This window comes from Sulfurovum sp. NBC37-1 (assembly GCF_000010345.1).
Lineage (GTDB): Bacteria > Campylobacterota > Campylobacteria > Campylobacterales > Sulfurovaceae > Sulfurovum.
In genome coordinates, this window is record NC_009663.1 from 2229895 (window position 1) to 2248799 (window position 18905).

The following is an 18905-nucleotide window of genomic DNA, read 5'->3' on the forward strand; positions in this document are numbered from 1 at the left end:
GAAAATTAATTACTTTTGTATGTTAAAGATTAACCAATTTTGTATTTCTTTCCATTCATTATAAGAATGATAAATCTCTTTTACAATCTAGTATAGCATAATTCTAATTTTAAACCAATCTAATTTTAGATAAAATATTTTAACACTTAAAGGAGTTTTATTGAAGGTTGTTATTTTAGCAGGAGGTTATGGTACACGTATCGCAGAAGAAACCGACATTAAACCAAAACCGATGGTGCAGATTGGCGGCAAGCCCATTTTGTGGCATATCATGAAGATATATTCGCATTACGGCTTCAACGATTTCGTCATACTGCTTGGGTATAAGGGATATTATATCAAGGAGTATTTCACCAACTACTTTCTACATCAAAGCGATATTACGATCGATTTACAAAACAATCAGATGCAGGTGCACGATAACTACAGCGAACCGTGGAAAGTGACGCTGGTCGATACCGGACTGGATGCAATGACGGGGGCACGTATCAAGCGGGCGCAGCGCCATATCGGAGATGAGACTTTCTTGCTGACCTACGGCGACGGCGTATCGGATGTCGATATCGCCAAAACAGTCGAACTTCACAAAAAGCACGGCAAAACACTGACGATGACGGCAATCCAGCCCGAAGCGCGTTTCGGCAATCTCGAAATCGACACCGACGGCAGTGTGCAGGCCTTTGCAGAGAAGCCGCGCAGCGAAGGTGGCTGGATCAACGGCGGTTTTTTCGTCTGCGAGCCCGGGGTGTTTGACTATCTTGAAGAGGACGACAGCTGCGTTTTTGAGCAGATGCCGCTACAAAAGATAGCGGTGGATAATGAAATTGTCGCCTACAAACATCCACGATTCTGGCAGTGTATGGATACGCTAAGAGATAATCAAAAGCTCAATCAGATGTGGAAAGCAAATCAGGCGCCATGGAAGGTCTGGAATGACTGATTTTTTTGAGGCCTACCACGGGAAAAAGGTCCTGGTAACGGGGCATACAGGTTTCAAGGGTTCCTGGCTTGCGATGTGGTTGCAAACCCTTGGAGCGGAAGTGGTGGGCTATGCCCTCCCGCCGGAAACGGAACCGTCTCACTTTACACTACTGGACCTCGATATGGTCAGTATCGAAGGTGACATACGGGATCTTGAATATCTGCAGCAGGTGTACAATGATTTTCAGCCCGATATCGTTTTTCATCTGGCGGCGCAGCCGCTGGTACGGCGCTCGTACCGTGAACCAGTTGAGACCTTCAACACCAATGTGATGGGAACGGTCAATGTGCTGGAAGCCTGCCGCCAGACCCCATCTGTTCGTGCTATCATCAACGTGACCAGCGACAAGTGCTACGAAAACCGCGAATGGGTATGGGGGTACCGCGAGAACGACCCAATGGGCGGGTACGACCCCTACAGCGCCAGCAAGGGCGCGGCGGAGCTCGTCAGCGCCGCGTACCGCCGCTCCTATTTCAACAACGCCGCGTACGGAAAGACGCACGAAACACTGTTAGCAACCTGTCGCGCGGGCAACGTCATCGGTGGCGGCGACTGGAGTGAGGATAGACTAATCCCCGATATCGTCCGTGCCGCGGCGGCGGGGGAAGCGGTCGCGATCCGGTCACCGAATGCGACACGGCCGTGGCAGCACGTGCTCGATGCGCTTAATGGTTACCTGCTGCTGGGGCAGAAACTGCTTGAGGGCAAACGCGAATTCGCCGATGCGTGGAACTTCGGTCCTTTGGATGAAGATGAATTGAGTGTTTTGCAAATGTGTGATTTGTTTCAAGAGCAGTGGCCGGATATGCAGATTAAAACGGAAGAGAGTGTGGAAGCTCCCCATGAGGCTGGATATCTGAAACTTGATTGTTCCAAAGCACATATGCTACTTAAATGGCAAGGAAAGTGGACTGCGGATAAAGCGATCACAATGACTGCACAGTGGTATTTACATTTTTTGCTATACAATGAAGTACAGTCATCCTTACAATTAAAACAATATATAAGTCAGTTAAAAAATGAAAAAACAGTTTTCTAGAAATTGTCCAATTTGCAATGAATCAAAAGGAGAAATCCTACATATACAGGAATTCTTACTTGAAAGAGGTAATCCGCTACCTGATAGGTACGATATTGTACAGTGCTATCAGTGCGGGTTCATCTTTTCAGATACAAATGCTGGGCAAGAGTTATATGACATTTATTATCAAAACTTTTCTAAATATGAAGATACTGAAATCGGAAGTGGGTCCGGTGGTCAGGCATATGATGAAAAACGCTTGAAGGAAACAATACGGAGTTTAGAAGCTTTTTTAGAGTCGAAAGAGAGCCGAATACTTGATATTGGTTCTGGAAATGGAGGTATGCTGCGTTTGCTTGGGGAAAAAGGTTTTTCCAATTTAAGCGCACTTGATCCATCTAGCAAATGTGTTGCCTATATGAAAGGTCAATCAATAGAGGCTGTTCGCGGCAGCCTTTTTGATGACATGCACCAACATTTTGGTACAAGAAAATTTGACTTGATTATTTTGTCGCATGTCCTGGAACATATCCGTGATTTACATTTGGCTGTTAAAAATATTTCAGGTCTCCTGGATAAAAACGGTGTAATTTACATTGAAGTTCCCGATGCCAGAAGATACAAAGATTTTTTCCTTGTCCCCTATTACTATTTTGACATCGAACATATCAATCATTTTACGCAGCGATCTTTGACATCGCTCATGATGCTTTTTGGTCTTAGTGAACGCTGTTCAGGTACGAAAGAACTCGAGATATCCAATACAATACGCTACCCGGCATTATTTACATTCTATACAAACGGCAGATATGATGACGCTGAAGCGGTTATAAAATTTGTGGATCAGTCCAATAAAGAAAAAGGTATTGCAAGCGTACTTGAATCAATAATGCGGCAAAAGAAAAGTATAGTCGTATGGGGAGCAGGGAATTATACTAAACGATTGCTGGCAACTACGAAACTCAAAAATATTAATATTGATTTTTTTGTAGATAAAGATAGAAACAAACAAGGAGCCAGTCTCAATGGTATCGAGATAAAATCTCCGGACGCATTGCATTCATACAGTGGCACAGTTGTGATAGCGTCGGCTTTGTATACCGATGATATATATAGGGAAGCTATATCAAGGTTTCCGCAATCAAATATTATAGTATTAGGGATGACATGATCAAAGTAAGCGAAATAGTGACAGATTTTTTGGCAGAACATCCTATGGTCTCGAAAAAAATTTTTATGGTTTCCGGCGGTGGGAACATGCATCTGATCGATTCGATCGGACGCCACAAGAGACTCAACTATATCTGCAACCACCACGAACAGGCTTGCACCCTTGCGGCGGAAGGATATGCTCGTGTTACGAATAAGGTCGGCGTAGCGATGGTGACGACAGGACCAGGTGGTACAAATGCGATTACGGGCGTTTATGGTGCATGGGTAGATTCAATCCCGACAATGATAATTTCAGGACAGGTCAAATTTGAGACGACCATTGCCAGTCAGCCAGAACTGCAACTGCGCCAGTTAGGTGACCAGGAGATCAACATTATTGATCTTGTCAAACCTATTACCAAGTATGCCGTGATGGTAACCGATAAACATGATATCCTTTATCACCTCCAAAAGGCAGTTTACGAAGCCAAAAGCGGTAGGCCAGGCCCAGTATGGATAGATATCCCCCTTGATATTCAGGGAACGAAGGTCAATGAGAACGATCTGAAGCGCTTCATCCCACCGGCACCACCGGAATACGATCTAAAAATCGATGAGGTTCTTGCACTTTTGAAGCAGGCGAAAAGACCGGTAATCATTGCCGGAAACGGTATCACGCTTTCAGGTGCGAACAAAGCGTTTTTGCGGTTGGTAGAAAAACTGGGAATACCGGTGGTAGGAACGTTTGCGCGGTATGATATTGTTCAGGATAATCATCCGTTGGCATTCGGGCGTTATGGGACAATTGGGCACAGGGCAGCAAATTTCATTATACAAAACAGTGACCTTGTTTTAGCAATTGGTGCAAGAATGAATATCCGTTCCATCAGTTACAATTGGGAATATTTTGCCAGAGAAGCAAAGAAGATCGCTATCGATATCGATGCAGCGGAACTGCAAAAACATACATTGAAACTTGATATAAAAATTCAGGCAGATGCTGGCGTATTTATTCAAACGATGCTTGAATCCAACGCAATTCTCCCTTCATACGGAACATGGGTTGAGCGGTGCAAAAAATACAAAGCAGATTTTCCAACGATAACACCAGAGCGAATCGCTATTAAAAAGTATGTTGATTCTTACCGTTTTTTTGACGTTCTTTCCGATATCGCCTCAGATGATGCAGTTTTTGTGTTTGCAAATGCCACAGCAAGTGTCTCATCATTTCAGAGCCTGAGAACAAAAGGAACACAAAAGATCGTTGAAAACTCAGGCTGTGCTGCGATGGGATATGATTTGCCGGCAGCTATCGGTGCCTGTATAGCAAATGGAAAAAAAGAAGTGATCTGCGTCAGTGGAGACGGCAGTCTGCAAATGAATTTACAGGAATTACAAACGATTATTCATTATAATTTGCCAATCAAACTGTTTGTGTTGAACAATCGGGGCTACGCTTCAATCAAAAATACACAAAATAATTTTTTCGGCGGCTTTAAAGTTGGTTCAGAGATTGGAAGTGGTGTCAGTTTTCCTGATACACAGAAAATTGCCAGAGCATACGGATTCAAAGTGTTTAAAATTTCCGATCAACAAAATCTATATGAAGAGTTAAAAACAATTTATGCTCATGAAAAAGCCTTCATTTGTGAAATAATGTTAGACCCTGATGAAAAAATGGAACCTAAACTCTCGTCAGAAGTTAAAAAGGATGGTACGCTGGTATCTAAACCTCTTGAAGATATGTTTCCCTTTTTAGATAGAGAGCTATTTGAACAAAATATGATTATATCGTCCCTGCAGGAGTAAAGATGACCTTAGAGAAGATTTTAAATGATACATTATCTAAAGAAATTAAATTAACCAAAACCATTGTTTTGTACGGTGCAGGAAATTTTGCAAAGGAGTGTTTAACAACTCTAAAAAAACATAATTATGAGGTTTTGTTTATTATAGATAAATACAAAGGTAAACAAAATCTTTTTATTGATTCTGTACCTGTAATATCTTTTGATGATTCTAGACTAACAGAGCAAATAAAAATTAATTCAAGCTGTATCTTAAGTATTTTTAATGCTTATGTAGATTTAGCTTTAATCCAAGATGATATAAGAGCCGAAAATTTTGTGAATATTATCAATCCTATGGAGTTTATTGACTTATTTTATGATGATATGGGTGATCATTTCTGGCTAACTTCCGTAAAAAATTTGAAAGCTTACAAAAAAGAAATTCTTGATGCATACAATAAGCTTGAAGACACACATTCTAAAATATTATTCCAAAATATTATCGAATACAGACTAAAGAAAGAACTTAAGCATATACAATCTCCACAAAATGTACATACACAATATATTCCCCTAGATATTAATATAAATTATCCAAAATTAAATTTTATTGATTGTGGTGCTTATGATGGTGATACCATTATACATTTTATTAAAAATAATATTGATATTGAGTCTTTTATTGCTTTTGAACCAGATATTTCAAACCTTGAAAAATTAAATAAAAATCTTAAAGAATACGAAGATATTGAAGGTTTCATCTACCCCTCTGGTGTTTATAGTAGTTCTAAACAACTACGGTTTAGTGGGGGTCAGGGTTCTGCTTCACATATTGACAATCAGGGGGATGATGTTATTCAGGTAGTAAGTATGGATGAAGTGTTACTCAATTATAAGGTTAACTTTATAAAAATGGATATAGAAGGTGCTGAGATTGAAGCCCTTCTTGGTGCCAAAAATCTCATACAGAAGAATACCCCGATTCTAGCTCTTTCTGCCTATCATAAATTTGATGATTTATGGACTATCACAGCGTTACTTTCCCAATGGAAACTTAAATATTCATTTTACCTTAGGATATATGAACATAATGGATTTGGACTAGTTTATTATGCTTTACCAAAAAAATACTTATTGAAAAAGGACTAAATTATGATAAACGATTTAACACTATTTGATTGTACCATTAGAGAAGCTGGTTACCAAACAGGATGGTTTTTTGATACAAAATTTGCGCATGACATGTATAGTTTTGCACAAGGAAAAGGTATTGACTATCTCGAGTTAGGGTTCTTCCATGACCAAGAAGCTGATCCAAATCGTGGAATATATAGATACTGCAGCCAAAAAAACGATGAGATAAATAGAGTGTTTGATTCTATCAAAGGTAGAACAAAATTGTCTGCTATGAGAGACATACAAAGACCCTTATCTGAGCTCATTCCTAAAAAAGAGAGTGTGATTGATGCAATAAGAATCATCAATAGATCACATGAAAATAATTTTGAACAATTAGAAAAAGAAGTTGACAATATAAGAAATAATGGCTACGAAGCATTTGTTAATTTTACCAGTGCCGGTTACAATGATGAAAAAATGACTATAGAATTTGCCAAATTTTCTAAAAAAATAGGGTTAGATATAATCTATTTTGCAGATACTGAAAGTGTCTTTACTCCAGAGTTTGTTTCCAAAACGATAGACATATGTAAAGCGGAAGGCATAGAAGCGGGTATGCATCTGCATGACAAAAATGGAACGGCTGAAATGCTATTGGAAGTAGCTATCAATAAAGGTTGCAAATATACAGATGCCACACTCTTAGGATTGGGTGGTAAATGGCATGATGGTAATTTAACTATAGAACATATGTTAAGACGATTCGGCTTAAACGGTGGATATGAGTTAACACAGCTAAAAACCGACTTGGTACAACAACTCATAAAATACAATAAGCATTCAACAGCTATTTTAGACTGATGAATATTCTCATCACAGGAGCAAATGGATTTATAGCTTCTCATCTAAAAGAATACTTAAGGCATAACTATATATACAATATTTTTGCTCCAAACAGTAAAGAGTTAAATCTAATAGATGAAGAGGCCGTAGATAAATTTATAATTGGCAATAAAATAGACATCATCATACATACTGCTAACAAAGGTGGAGGCAGAGATAGTATCGATTTCAAAAATCTTACAGAATATAATCTGCGAATGTTTTTCAATATAGCAAAACATGAAAAAAATGTAAAGAAAATCATCTCTTTTGGTAGTGGTGCAGAGTATGGCAAGCATAAGCCCATCATCAATGTATCAGAAAATGAATATTGGGATACTCAGCCACTTGATGAATATGGGCTTTATAAATCTATTATTTCAAAATATATTGAAAAATCAAATAAAATTGTTCAACTTAGAATATTTGGCTGTTATGGCGAATATGAGAATTATAGATATAAATTCATCTCTAATGCTATAGTCAAAAATTTACTTCATCTTCCAATTGTTATACACCAGAATGTACTCTTTGATTATATGTATGTGGATGATATGATGCGCATCATAGATTGGTTTATCCATAATGACAATAAAGAAAAAATATACAATGTTTCAACAGGAACAAAAGTTGATCTTATCTCCTTGGCAAATATAGTAAATAAAATAAGCGACTTCAAATCTGAAGTCACCATTTTGAATGCTGGACACAACAATGAATACACATCATCTAACAAAAGATTACTGGATGAGCTAATAAACTTTAAATTTTCATCACATACAGAGGCAATAGAAAAAATAAGAAACTATTTTCGCTATAATGCTGATAATATTGATAAAGAGAGTATTTTTAATGATCCATTCCTTCAGAAAATAAATACGATGTGGAAAAAATAATAATGAAAAAACAAGCACAGTTAAAGCAAGAGATATTTCATAAAATTAAAGAATACTATCAATTGGTACACAAACCAGAACAACAAAAAGAATTTATTGAAGGGAATAATCGTGTGAACTATGCTGGTCGTGTATTTGACGAAAAAGAGATAATAAATCTTGTAGATAGTTCTCTTGATTTTTGGCTTACTTATGGGAAATACTCTAAAAAGTTTGAAGCTGAACTGAGTAATTTTCTAGGTATCAGATGGTCTCTGCTTGTCAACTCTGGCAGTTCAGCTAACCTACTAGCATTTTATGCTCTCACCTCACCACTACTCAAAGACAGACAGATACAAAGGGGGGATGAAGTTATCACTGTAGCTGCAGGTTTTCCTACTACTATATCACCTATAGTACAATATGGTGCTGTACCTGTATTTGTAGATATGGAACTTACACATTTTAATATAGATACGACTCAACTGGAAAAAGCTCTATCCTCTAAAACAAAAGCCATTATGCTTGCACACACATTAGGAAATCCCTTTGATATAAAAGCAGTCAAAGCATTTTGTAACAAACATAACTTATGGCTCATAGAAGACAACTGTGATGCCTTGGGTAGCAAGTATAATGGACAGTATACAGGCACGTGGGGTGACATAGGTACTTCCAGTTTTTACCCGCCTCACCACATAACCATGGGTGAAGGGGGAGCAGTTTATACAAATAACTCTCTGCTCAAAAAAATACTACTCTCTATGCGTGACTGGGGTAGAGACTGCTGGTGTGAAAGTGGTGTAGACAATACCTGTGGTGCCAGATTTTCTCAGCAGTTTGGAAAATTACCAAAAGGCTATGATCATAAATACGTTTACAGCCACTTTGGGTTTAACCTCAAGCCTACGGATATGCAGGCAGCCATAGGAGTAGCACAGTTAGAAAAACTTCCCGATTTCACATATAGAAGAATAGAAAATTATCAACGACTTTACGATGGATTATCTAATATAAAAGAGTTGGTACTTGTAAGACCACAAAGAGATAGCCAACCTAGCTGGTTTGGATTTTTAATGACCCTCTCCGATAATGCAAATTTCAGCAGAAATCAGTTATCAAGCTTTTTGGAAAAAAATCTGATACAGACTAGAAATCTGTTTACCGGCAACATCTTAAGGCATCCACTGTTTGACAGCTTGGTTAAGAATAGAGATTATCGTACAATAGGAGACCTTCCAAATACTGACAAGATAATGAATGATAGCTTTTGGATAGGATTATATCCAGGTATGGGCAAAGAGCAAATAGATTATATGATAAAAACCATCAGAGGGTTTATATCACAACAATGATAAAGCACGAATTTTCTAGATTTATCATTGTCGGTGTGTTTAATACCGTCTTTGGATATAGCATATATGCCCTGTTTATATGGATTGGGTTTAACTATATATGGGCATCATTTTTTGCCACCATCATTGGGGTACTCTTTAATTTTCAAACCATAGGAAGATTGGTCTTCAAACGACATAATAATCGTCTGATATTTAGATTTTTTCTGGTATATGGTATTGTCTTTTTGATAGGTATTTCTATTATATGGGTACTGAAAAATACTGGACTCAATGATTATACAGCTGGATTAATAGCGATTTTTCCCAATGCCATTATTTCATTTTTATTGAATAAGTTTTATGTTTATAGGAGAATAAATTGAAAAAAATAAGTATTGTAACAGGATGCTATAATGAAGAAGAAAATGTGGCACTTCTTATTGAAAGTGTAAAAAATATTATGCAGAATTTTTCTAACTATGAGTATGAACATATCTTCATAGACAATGCTTCTGAAGATGAAACAGTGAAAATTTTACGTGACATTGCTCAAAAAGACACATGTGTAAAGGTTATTGTAAACTCTACAAATTTTGGTGCAATACGCTCAGGCATGTATGGGCTATTACAAGCCGATGGCGATGCCGTTATCTCATTGGTCGCTGATTTTCAGGATCCTCCAAAAATGATAGCAGATTTTATCAAAAAATGGGAAGCAGGGTCAGATATAGTCTTAGCTATAAAAAAAAGTAGTCAGGAAAGTAGTCTAATGTTCAAAATTAGAAATATTTATTATCGTTTACTTGACAAACTCTCAGAAGTACCTGTATTTAAAAACTATACCGGCTTTGGACTATACGATAAAAAAGTTATAGATGCCATACGGCAAATGCATGACCCTTATCCCTTTTTTCGAGGCATGATTGCTGAGGTAGGCTATACCGTAACAAAGATTCCCTACGATCAGCCTATACGTCTTCATGGTGTGACGAAAAACAATCTATATACCCTGTATGATATTGGCATTCTCGGTATCATCAATAATTCTAAAGTACCGCTTCGTATTGCGACGTTTACTAGCATTATTCTGGGAGTTGTCAGTTTTTTTGTCGGTCTAGGATATCTGATTGTCAAACTGATTTACTGGGATCAGATGAGCCTGGGAATCGCTCCTATCCTTATAGGAGCTTCATTCGCCTTTTCTATACTACTATTTTTTATAGGAATTCTTGGGGAATATATCGGTATGATCTATACACAAGTGCTGAACCGACCGCTAGTCTTTGAAAAAGAAAGAATAAATTTTGAAAAAAGAGATAAGGCACAATAATGTTAAATAAACAAGAAAAAGATTCCAAGCAAACTGCAGACAACCGTAAAATCATTTTATTTTTTATAGGTTTTGCTTTAGTTTTCATTTATCTTCTGCCAATTTTTGGGCATCCCTTATATGTGATAACCTTTGACAATCTTGATATTGCAATTCCGCAAGCAAAAATTTTAGCAGAGAGCGGGAAAATATTTGCTCCCAACAGTGCCATTATTCCCAATATGATGAATGGCCTACCAAGAGTTTCCTATGGATCTGAGTTCAATATGCTCTTCTGGCTCTACTATTTTTTCGATGCAGAAATTGCCTTCCGTATTAACTTCGTCTTGATTCACATAGTTGCCTATATCTCGATGTATCTATTCTTGCAACGGTACTTCATGTACAAAGGGTCATACCGCAGTCTTATTATTGTGGTCGCTTCACTCTTTTTCGCAATACTGCCCTTCTACTCAGGCGGCGGACTGACCACTTCCGTTCTACCTCTTTTACTCTATATTCTGCTTAACATACGTAACGGCTCAGAAAAACCATACGAGTGGCTACTTCTTGTCTTGATACCTTTTTACAGCAGCTTTATTTTAATGTATATTTTTGTTCTCTTTTATTTATGGGTAGCATTTACAATAGATACTTTTTTTATCGCAAAACATTTTCAAAAGCGTCTATTTCTTACATTACTCCTTCTTACTGTTTTATATGCCATCACAGAATATCGACAATTCTTGTCTATATTGGACCCCGTATTTACTTCACACCGTACAGAATTCAATGTTTACTTTTGTGAAACTTTTCGCAAAGCACATATATATGCCATAAAATTCTTTTTGGATGGCTGGACACAGCATCAGCAATCTTTAATGATGCCATGGCTTCTACCATTGTCACTAAGTGCTATGATATTCTCAACTCTTAAACGCAGATTTACGCAAACAGAATCTATGCTGATCTGGCTTATCATCCTCTTAAGTATTATTGCAGGTATTTGGCACGATGTTCTAACCAACAAATATACACTTTTAGGCGTCAGTCTACTCTCAGTAATTACGATTATAAGATCTGAAAAAATATTTAAAATATTGGGAATATTAATGCTGCTGAATGTCTTTATTGCCATCTATAATGGATTATGTTTTTATGAAGGGTTAGCATTCTTCAAAGAGCAGTTTCACATTCTTAATCAATTCAATATTTCAAGAGCAGCTTTTTTTCAGCCTGTCCTTGTATATTTAATTGTTGCATTCGCATTCGCTTCATTTGCAACCTATCTTAAATACTTTAGACTTTTTATAGTAATAATCATAATATTTCAGTTTTATTTTGCAATGTATGTCAGCCGCGTTTCCAGCAAACCTAATGGAAAATATATGACCTTACAGCAATATTACGCTCCTGAAATATTTAATAGTATCAAAAAAGACTTGAATATTACGTCCAAAAACATATCAAAGTATCATTTTGTCGAATACGGTATTGAACCTTCCGTAGTACTTTATAACGGACTATATACTGTGGACGGTTACAGTACCAACTATCCGCTCTCGTATAAACATAAATTTAAAAATGTACAGCAAAAAGAATGTTTTAACTTTATGTGGGGAAGCAGCAAGATGTATGAAACGTGGGGAAGTAAAGCCTACTTGCTATGTATTGAAACCCGTCCGCGAAATTATAGACTCTTTAAGGAACACAACATTACCTCATACCCGTTTTATGCATCTCCAGATGAACTGTGCAAGCTAAGAACAAACTTTATAATATCGGGAATAAAACTGAAGAAACCTTCTGCGGACAAAATACAATATGTCAATGACTACAACAGCACACAAAGCCCCTGGCATCTCTGGGTTTACAGATTGAACTGTCCAGAGAAAAAAGGAAAATAGTACCCTAAATATTAGAGCGAAATCTTTGCAGCAGCAAACACAATAGTGCCGGCGGAGGCACTGCAGTTTGGAATGGATCCATTGTATGTTGCAGACTCACTCGTATAGGTAACAAATCCTGAAGCGGCATCACATGCCGTGGATATTGGTGGTGAAGAGAGGGTTCCTTTGGCTGTGTAGGTTGCAGCTATGTCGGTCAAACATGTTACGACATTTTGACAATCAGCAGCATTTCTTGCATCATCTCTTGTTGCTGCCAGCTTGGGCAGGGCTACGGCTGCCAATATACCAATAATGACAATAACAAAAATCAGTTCAATCATAGTAAAAGCTTGTTTCATGAATTTACCTTCAAACAAAAAATATAGTTACTGTTGGAATTAAAAAAAAGAAGAATATATAATTACTAAAGACCCCCTCTTATTCGGAAGAGGTCACTGTACGTTTATACAGATTAAATATTAGATCGAGATACCGGCTGTTCCACCAAATACCACAGCACTTGTATCAGCGTTACAGTTTGAAATAGCTCCACCATATGTTGCTGATGTAGCACCAAAAGTAATAAATGAACTTGCATCCGAACAAGCTTTTGTAGAAGAATCCGCTGTCCCTGTAGCCGTATATGTAGCAGCCAAGTCAGTCAAACATGTTACAACATTCTGACAGTCTTTTGCATTTTTTGCATCATCTCTAGTTGCTGCTAGTTTTGGAATGGCAACTGCTGCCAAAATACCGATAATTACAATAACAAAGATCAATTCGATCATTGTGAATCCGCTTCTCATGTTAGATGTTCCTCTCATGATTAAACTCCTGAAAATAAATTTTAGTACCAATTCAATAATTGGTCTAATTTTATTATAGGACTATATAGCTTAAAGAGATATAAAAATGTTAAATTTTGGGTTAAGCATCCCTCAAAATATAATGTAAAAACAATATCTGTGCAAAGACCGGAGCAAAGATATTCAGTACCGGTACATAGTTGAAGAGTGAAGCGATCATAGCAATATAGGTTGATTTTTTTGTTTTCTCTTTGATGATCTTTTTGTCACTGATGAACAGAGAACTCACATCATAAGCCGTCGGTACTTTTAGGATGATGGACCAGAGCCATAGCATCCAAACCTGGCCGACTACAGGAATAAAGATCAGAGGAAAGGTAAAAAGGAAAAGCAATAAGAAAATAAGTGCGGCTTTGATGCTCAGCATGACAGAGACGGAAATATTTGGCGAACCGACCACCGGTACTTTCGGATAGTGCTTTTTTGCCAGCTTGATAAGCAGTGGTTCTACCATCAGGGAAGTGACCACCGAGATGACAACGATGAAAAGCATATAGGCGATCGCCATGGTGGCTACTGATGCACCGGTCGTCTGCAGCCACTCCCAGGGGATCCATGAGAGATAGGTCGTGATGAATTTCGAGAGGAAACTACCGAAAATCCAGACAAAGAGCGCCGTGACGATTAGCGAAGCGAACGTGATCTTCAGTACGAAAAGGAGGACTTCTCCTGATAAAATATCCTGTATGCTTTTGGTGATGATTTTGTTCATATTGCTTTGATTCCTTTTTATCTCAACTTTTATTTATTACCGCGTCATCCTGCACCCCAAGGCATTTCCTCTGGGCAACTCGTTTCAGGATCTTCTTTCTTTTTCAGATTATTTTTGAGTTCTGGAGAGATTCTGAAATACATTCAGGATGAAGTAACTCCATGTTTTGGAAAGATACGTTCCTATTGGTACTCATTCTTGAATTTCACATACCGTTCCGCCGAAGCATACAGCTCAGCGACTTCTTCATTTGTCAATTCCCGCACTACTTTGGCAGGGCTCCCCATGATGAGTGATCTTGGCGGGAACTTCTTGTTCTTGGTCACGAGACTTCCTGCACCCACGATCGACTCTTTGCCGATGACCGCACCGTCAAGTATGGTAGCGCTCATCCCTATGAGGCAGGCATCTTCGATGGTACATCCGTGCAGCATCACACGGTGACCTACCGTGACATCGTTGCCGATGTGTGTAGGGTTTCCATCGGACATATCGGCTTTTTTATGGTGGGTCACATGGATCATGCTCAAGTCCTGAATATTGCTTCTGTCGCCTATGGTGATGAAGTGTACATCACCGCGTACTACACAACCGAACCATACAGCCGAGTCCTCTCCCATCGTGACACGGCCTATGACCGAAGCCCCTTCGGCTATCCAGGCATTCTTTTTGAGTTGTGGTGTCCATTCTTTGAATTTTAAGATCATTTTTTTCTCCTACGACTCTTTGAGTATTCTGCTTGCCAGCCGGCTGACATAATCCGGTGTCTCTTTTTTGGTTTTGTCATAAATTTTGTTGACATACTGCTCGAGTACTTCATGGTTGTTGATCGCTTTTCCGAGCATCGGTACTTTGACATAGTTACCATCTTCCTGCAGTTCCCAGCGAAGCTGGTTATCTGCCAGTTGGAGCATTAGTATCTGCACAATCTTCTGTGTCAGTTTTTCTTCAAGAATAGGCGTCATAAGCTCGATACGGCGGATCAGGTTTCGGGGCATCAGGTCTGCAGACGAGATGAAACAGTTGACTTTGTTGTGCTTGAAGTAGTAGATCCTCGGATGTTCAAGATACTTACCGATGATCGAAGAGACAGTGATGTTCTCGCTCACCCCTTTGATCCCCGGTTTAAGACAACAAATACCGCGGATGATCAGGTCAATCTTGCAGCCTTCCTGCGAAGCCAGGTAGAGTGACTTGATGATATCTTTATCCACCAGTGAGTTTGCTTTGAGGATGATATGTCCGTTCTTTCCCTGCTTCCCCTCTTTTTCGATGAGTTTGATCAGCTTGGGCTTGATCTGCACCGGAGCCATGAACAGAGTATCGAGCTTGGTATAGGTGGAAAAACCAGTCAGAAAATGGAAGAAGTGCGTTGCATCGTTGCCGAAAGCCTCTTTGGAGGTAAAGTAGGAGATATCCGTATAGATCTTGGCTGTACTGGGGTTGTAATTCCCTGTTGCCAGATGGACATAGCTTTGCAGCTTCTTCCCTTTTCGTTTGATGACCTGTGCGATCTTCGCATGGACCTTGAGACCCGGGATACCGTAAACGACATGTGCCCCGGCATCTTCAAGCGCTTTGGCCCAGCGCAGGTTGTTCTCTTCATCGAAACGGGCTTTGAGCTCTACCAGTACCATCACCTGTTTCCCGTCCCTGACCGCATCGATCAGCGCTTTGATAATGGGTGATTTCTGCCCCGCACGGTACAGGGTCATACGAATGGCAAGCGTATCGGGGTCGGCGGCTGCTTCCTTAATGAACTGTACGACCGGTTCAAAACTGTCGAAAGGGTGGTAGAGCAGTATATCCTGTTTTTCGATGGCATCGAAAATATTCTCACTGTCCAGAGGCGGCAGTGTTTTGGGGGTGAAGGTCGGCAGCACAAGATGCGAAAGTGCTTTGTCGCCTACGATCTGCCACAGCGTACCGAGATTCAGCGGTACCCCTTTATAGGAGTAGATATCGTTCTCGTCGAGATCGAGATGGGAAAGCAAAAAATGTAGAAGCCCTTCATCGGCCCCATCCATCAGCTCCAAGCGGATCAGAGACCCTTTGTTCCTTGAACGCAGACCTTCCTGAAGAATTTCGAGGAAATCATCCGCTTCTTCCTCTTCTATCTCGATATCGGCATTTCTAGTTACCCTGAACGGAGTAGAAGCAAGATGTGTAAAGCCCGGAAAAAGTTCAGAGGCAAAATATTCCACTACACTTTCGATGGGAACAAAGGTATGGTCAACATGAATGAAACGCGGAAGGATCCTCGGTATGCGGATCAACCCGTGCTTGATATTTTTCGAATCATCCTGGAGCGTCATCGCCAGACCGAAACTGAGATTGTTCAGGTGCGGAAACGGGTGCGTTGCATCCACCGCGATGGGTATGATAACAGGAAAGATCTCATTGAAAAATATCTCTTCAATCTGTGACTTTTCATCGGCATTCAGTGCGTCGAAATTCTTGACATGCACCCCATGGCTGTGCAATTCGGAGATGATGGAGGCATAACAGTTTTCAAGTACTTCCTGCTCTTTGTGCAGGTATTCCCGTATTGCGTCCAGCTGTTCGGTCGGTGTGAGCTTGTCTGCGCCGGTCTCCTGTATGCGCGCCTTGAAAAGCGCCTTCAGACCTGCAACGCGTATCATATAGAATTCATCGAGATTAGTCCCGTAGATCGCAAGGAATTTCAGCCTTTCAAGCGGGGGCAGCTTTTCGTCAAGCGCCTGTGCCAGGACACGTGAATTGAACTGCAGCCATGAGAGTTCACGGTTGAAATAGAGTTGTGATGAATCAAGATCTATAGCCATCTGTTTCCTTCGGAAAAAATTAATATAGGTAATATGAATAATTATTGTATGCGGTGCAGTGGCTCCGCTTTATATTGAGAGTATTATAGCAAAAAATCGCTCCATCGTAGGTTTGGCCGTGCCAAACTACAGTTTTTTCACCTTCGCGATCTCATCACGCAAACGTGCCGCCTCTTCAAATTCCAGATTTTTCGCTGCTGCAAGCATTTTTGCCTTGAGTTCCTTGACAAGCTGTTGACGTTCCGCTTTGGGCATTTTGTCAAGTTTGCTTCGTTTGTTGTAAAGCTCTCCGGCATCTTCCACTTTCAGGTTGGCATCCAACTCCCGTATAGTCGTAGTGGGGGTAATGCCATGCTTTTTGTTGTAGACGATCTGCTTCTCTCTTCTTTGCTGGGTGGTCTCAATGGTCGCTTTCATGGAGTCCGTCATCTTCTTGGCATACATAAGTACTTTACCATTGGCATTCCTCGCCGCCCTTCCGGCAGTCTGTATGAGTGAGGTCTTTGAACGCAAAAAGCCCTCTTTGTCCGCATCGAGTATAGCCACCAGGCTCACTTCAGGAAGGTCAAGCCCCTCCCTGAGAAGGTTGATCCCCACGAGGATGTCGAATTCTCCAAGACGCAGTGAACGGATCACCTGATTCCGTTCTATCGCATCGAGATCAGAGTGCATATAGCGCGCTTTTAGACCAAGGTCGTTGTAGTAACTTGTCAACTCCTCCGCCATCTTTTTTGTCAACACGGTGACAAGTATGCGTTCTCCTCTTTCGATTATCGGTTTCATTCTGTCGTGAAGGTTCTCTACCTGGTAGGTACTGTCGATCACTTCTATCTCCGGATCAAGCAGTCCTGTCGGGCGTACCACCTGTTCAGCCACTACGGAGGAAAGCTCTATTTCCAATGGTGCAGGCGTTGCGGAGACAAAAAGGTAATGGGGTGCTTTATTGATGTATTCGTCAAACATCAGAGGTCTATTGTCAAGTGCGGAAGGAAGTCTGAAACCATGATCTACCAGCACCTCTTTCCTGCTTCTATCCCCGGCATACATCCCCCGGAACTGAGAAAGGGAAACATGTGATTCATCGACGATCACAAGGTAGTCATCATGCATCGCTTCGAAGTAATCCATCATAGAGTATGGAGTCTCTCCAGGTTTCTTACCCGTAAGATGGCGCGAATAGTTCTCGATCCCTTTACACATCCCCGTCGCCTCTATCATTTCCAGATCGAATTCCGTTCTCTGTTTCAGACGATTATACTCGATCATCCGGTCCTCTTTCTGAAAATAGGACAGACGCTCGTCCAGTTCCTCTTCGATGGTTTTGACCGCCCGCGCCAGTTTCTCTTTACTGACGATGAACTGGTTGGCAGAATAAACAGTGACTTCCTTGAGATCCCTGTTCTTTTCTCCTGTCAGCGAGTTGAACTCATAGATCGCCTCCACCTCATCCCCGAAGAACTCTATGCGTATAGCAAATTCATCTGAATAGGCCGGATAGATATCCACTACTTCTCCACTGACCCGGAAATTTCCGATATCGAAGAACTCATCATTTCGTTTGTATCCCATGTCGACGAATTTGAGCAGTAGTTCTTTCTGGTTGTACTCCTCTCCCACGACGAGTTTCTGCACGATGGTCTTGTAATCCTCCGGTGAACCCAGACCATAGTTGGCAGAGACAGATGCGATGACGATGACATCATCATGACTGAGCAGGGAGGCTGTCGTACTCAAACGCAAACGCTCCAGTTCTTCATTGATGGAAGAGTCTTTTTCTATGAAAAGATCCTGGCGCGGCAGATAGGCTTCCGGCTGATAGTAGTCATAGTAGGAGATGAAATACTCTACATGATTGTTAGGGAAAAAACTCTTGAACTCCGAATAGAGCTGTGCCGCCAGTGTTTTATTATGCGTCATAATGAGCGTAGGTTTTTTGGTCTTCTCTATCACCTTTGCCATTGTATAGGTCTTCCCTGAACCAGTTACCCCAAGTAGTGTCTGGTAACGGTTGCCTGACTCAATGGATTTGACAAGAGAATCGATGGCAGCAGGTTGATCACCGGCAGGACTGTAAGGACTATTTACGGTAAAATTAGGCAAGGTATCTCCAAAATTATAATAAATGCTTTAAATATAAAAATACTTCTAAAATTTTAATTATTTTCGC

General features: G+C 40.1%; 17 protein-coding genes. 11 read left to right on the plus strand and 6 right to left on the minus strand.

Going from position 1 to position 18905, the window contains the following annotated elements:
* Nucleotides 1-160: 160 nt before the first annotated feature.
* The 11 genes from rfbF to SUN_RS11130 are packed head-to-tail and all read left to right on the plus strand — an operon-like array spanning nt 161 to nt 12374.
* Nucleotides 161-940: a glucose-1-phosphate cytidylyltransferase gene (gene rfbF, locus SUN_RS11080; RefSeq protein ID WP_012083907.1), complete on the plus strand. Its 780-nt coding sequence runs from the start codon at nt 161-163 to the stop codon at nt 938-940.
* Nucleotides 933-2021 (plus strand): CDP-glucose 4,6-dehydratase, encoded by a 1089-nt coding sequence (gene rfbG / locus SUN_RS11085; protein ID WP_012083908.1) that lies wholly within the window; start codon nt 933-935, stop codon nt 2019-2021. Before rfbF ends, rfbG begins: the two co-directional genes overlap by 8 nt.
* Nucleotides 2002-3174: a class I SAM-dependent methyltransferase gene (locus SUN_RS11090; RefSeq protein WP_012083909.1), complete on the plus strand. Its 1173-nt coding sequence runs from the start codon at nt 2002-2004 to the stop codon at nt 3172-3174. Before rfbG ends, SUN_RS11090 begins: the two co-directional genes overlap by 20 nt.
* Nucleotides 3171-4964 (plus strand): thiamine pyrophosphate-binding protein, encoded by a 1794-nt coding sequence (locus SUN_RS11095; RefSeq protein WP_012083910.1) that lies wholly within the window; start codon nt 3171-3173, stop codon nt 4962-4964. The genes SUN_RS11090 and SUN_RS11095 overlap by 4 nt, the downstream gene beginning before the upstream one ends.
* Before the next feature lie 2 nt (nt 4965-4966).
* Nucleotides 4967-6094, plus strand: a complete 1128-nt coding sequence (locus SUN_RS11100) for an FkbM family methyltransferase (protein ID WP_012083911.1) — start codon at nt 4967-4969, stop codon at nt 6092-6094.
* Nucleotides 6095-6097: 3 nt separating this feature from the next.
* A complete protein-coding gene (locus SUN_RS11105) occupies nt 6098-6925 on the plus strand; it encodes a hypothetical protein (protein ID WP_012083912.1) in 828 nt (275 codons plus the stop codon).
* Complete coding sequence (locus SUN_RS11110) at nt 6925-7842, plus strand: NAD-dependent epimerase/dehydratase family protein (RefSeq protein WP_012083913.1); 918 nt, start codon at nt 6925-6927, stop codon at nt 7840-7842. Before SUN_RS11105 ends, SUN_RS11110 begins: the two co-directional genes overlap by 1 nt.
* A gap of 2 nt (nt 7843-7844) precedes the next feature.
* Nucleotides 7845-9176, plus strand: coding sequence for a lipopolysaccharide biosynthesis protein RfbH (rfbH, locus tag SUN_RS11115; RefSeq protein ID WP_012083914.1), 1332 nt, complete (start codon nt 7845-7847; stop codon nt 9174-9176).
* Nucleotides 9173-9541, plus strand: coding sequence for a GtrA family protein (locus SUN_RS11120; RefSeq protein ID WP_012083915.1), 369 nt, complete (start codon nt 9173-9175; stop codon nt 9539-9541). Before rfbH ends, SUN_RS11120 begins: the two co-directional genes overlap by 4 nt.
* Nucleotides 9538-10488: a glycosyltransferase family 2 protein gene (locus SUN_RS11125; protein WP_012083916.1), complete on the plus strand. Its 951-nt coding sequence runs from the start codon at nt 9538-9540 to the stop codon at nt 10486-10488. Before SUN_RS11120 ends, SUN_RS11125 begins: the two co-directional genes overlap by 4 nt.
* On the plus strand, nt 10488-12374 hold the full coding sequence (locus SUN_RS11130) for a DUF6044 family protein (protein WP_012083917.1): 1887 nt from the start codon (nt 10488-10490) through the stop codon (nt 12372-12374). The genes SUN_RS11125 and SUN_RS11130 overlap by 1 nt, the downstream gene beginning before the upstream one ends.
* Nucleotides 12375-12385: 11 nt before the next feature.
* Here SUN_RS11130 and SUN_RS11135 read toward each other — a convergent pair whose 3' ends face one another.
* The 6 genes from SUN_RS11135 to uvrB all read right to left on the minus strand — a co-directional run bounded on the left by SUN_RS11135 (nt 12386) and on the right by uvrB (nt 18838).
* The gene (locus tag SUN_RS11135; RefSeq protein WP_012083918.1) at nt 12386-12715 is read right to left on the minus strand and encodes a type II secretion system protein; all 330 of its coding nucleotides are present in this window, start codon (nt 12713-12715) and stop codon (nt 12386-12388) included.
* A 120-nt stretch (nt 12716-12835) separates the two neighbouring features.
* Complete coding sequence (locus SUN_RS11140; protein ID WP_255322702.1) at nt 12836-13180, minus strand: type II secretion system protein; 345 nt, start codon at nt 13178-13180, stop codon at nt 12836-12838.
* Between the two features lie 103 nt (nt 13181-13283).
* Nucleotides 13284-13934 carry an EI24 domain-containing protein gene (locus SUN_RS11145; protein ID WP_012083920.1) on the minus strand — a complete coding sequence of 217 codons (651 nt, stop codon included), beginning with the start codon at nt 13932-13934 and terminating at the stop codon, nt 13284-13286.
* A 182-nt stretch (nt 13935-14116) separates the two neighbouring features.
* Nucleotides 14117-14641 (minus strand): gamma carbonic anhydrase family protein, encoded by a 525-nt coding sequence (locus SUN_RS11150; RefSeq protein WP_012083921.1) that lies wholly within the window; start codon nt 14639-14641, stop codon nt 14117-14119.
* 9 nt (nt 14642-14650) lie between these two features.
* A complete protein-coding gene (locus SUN_RS11155) occupies nt 14651-16738 on the minus strand; it encodes an RNA degradosome polyphosphate kinase (protein ID WP_012083922.1) in 2088 nt (695 codons plus the stop codon).
* Between the two features lie 126 nt (nt 16739-16864).
* Nucleotides 16865-18838 (minus strand): excinuclease ABC subunit UvrB, encoded by a 1974-nt coding sequence (uvrB, locus tag SUN_RS11160; protein WP_012083923.1) that lies wholly within the window; start codon nt 18836-18838, stop codon nt 16865-16867.
* Nucleotides 18839-18905 lie beyond the last annotated feature (67 nt).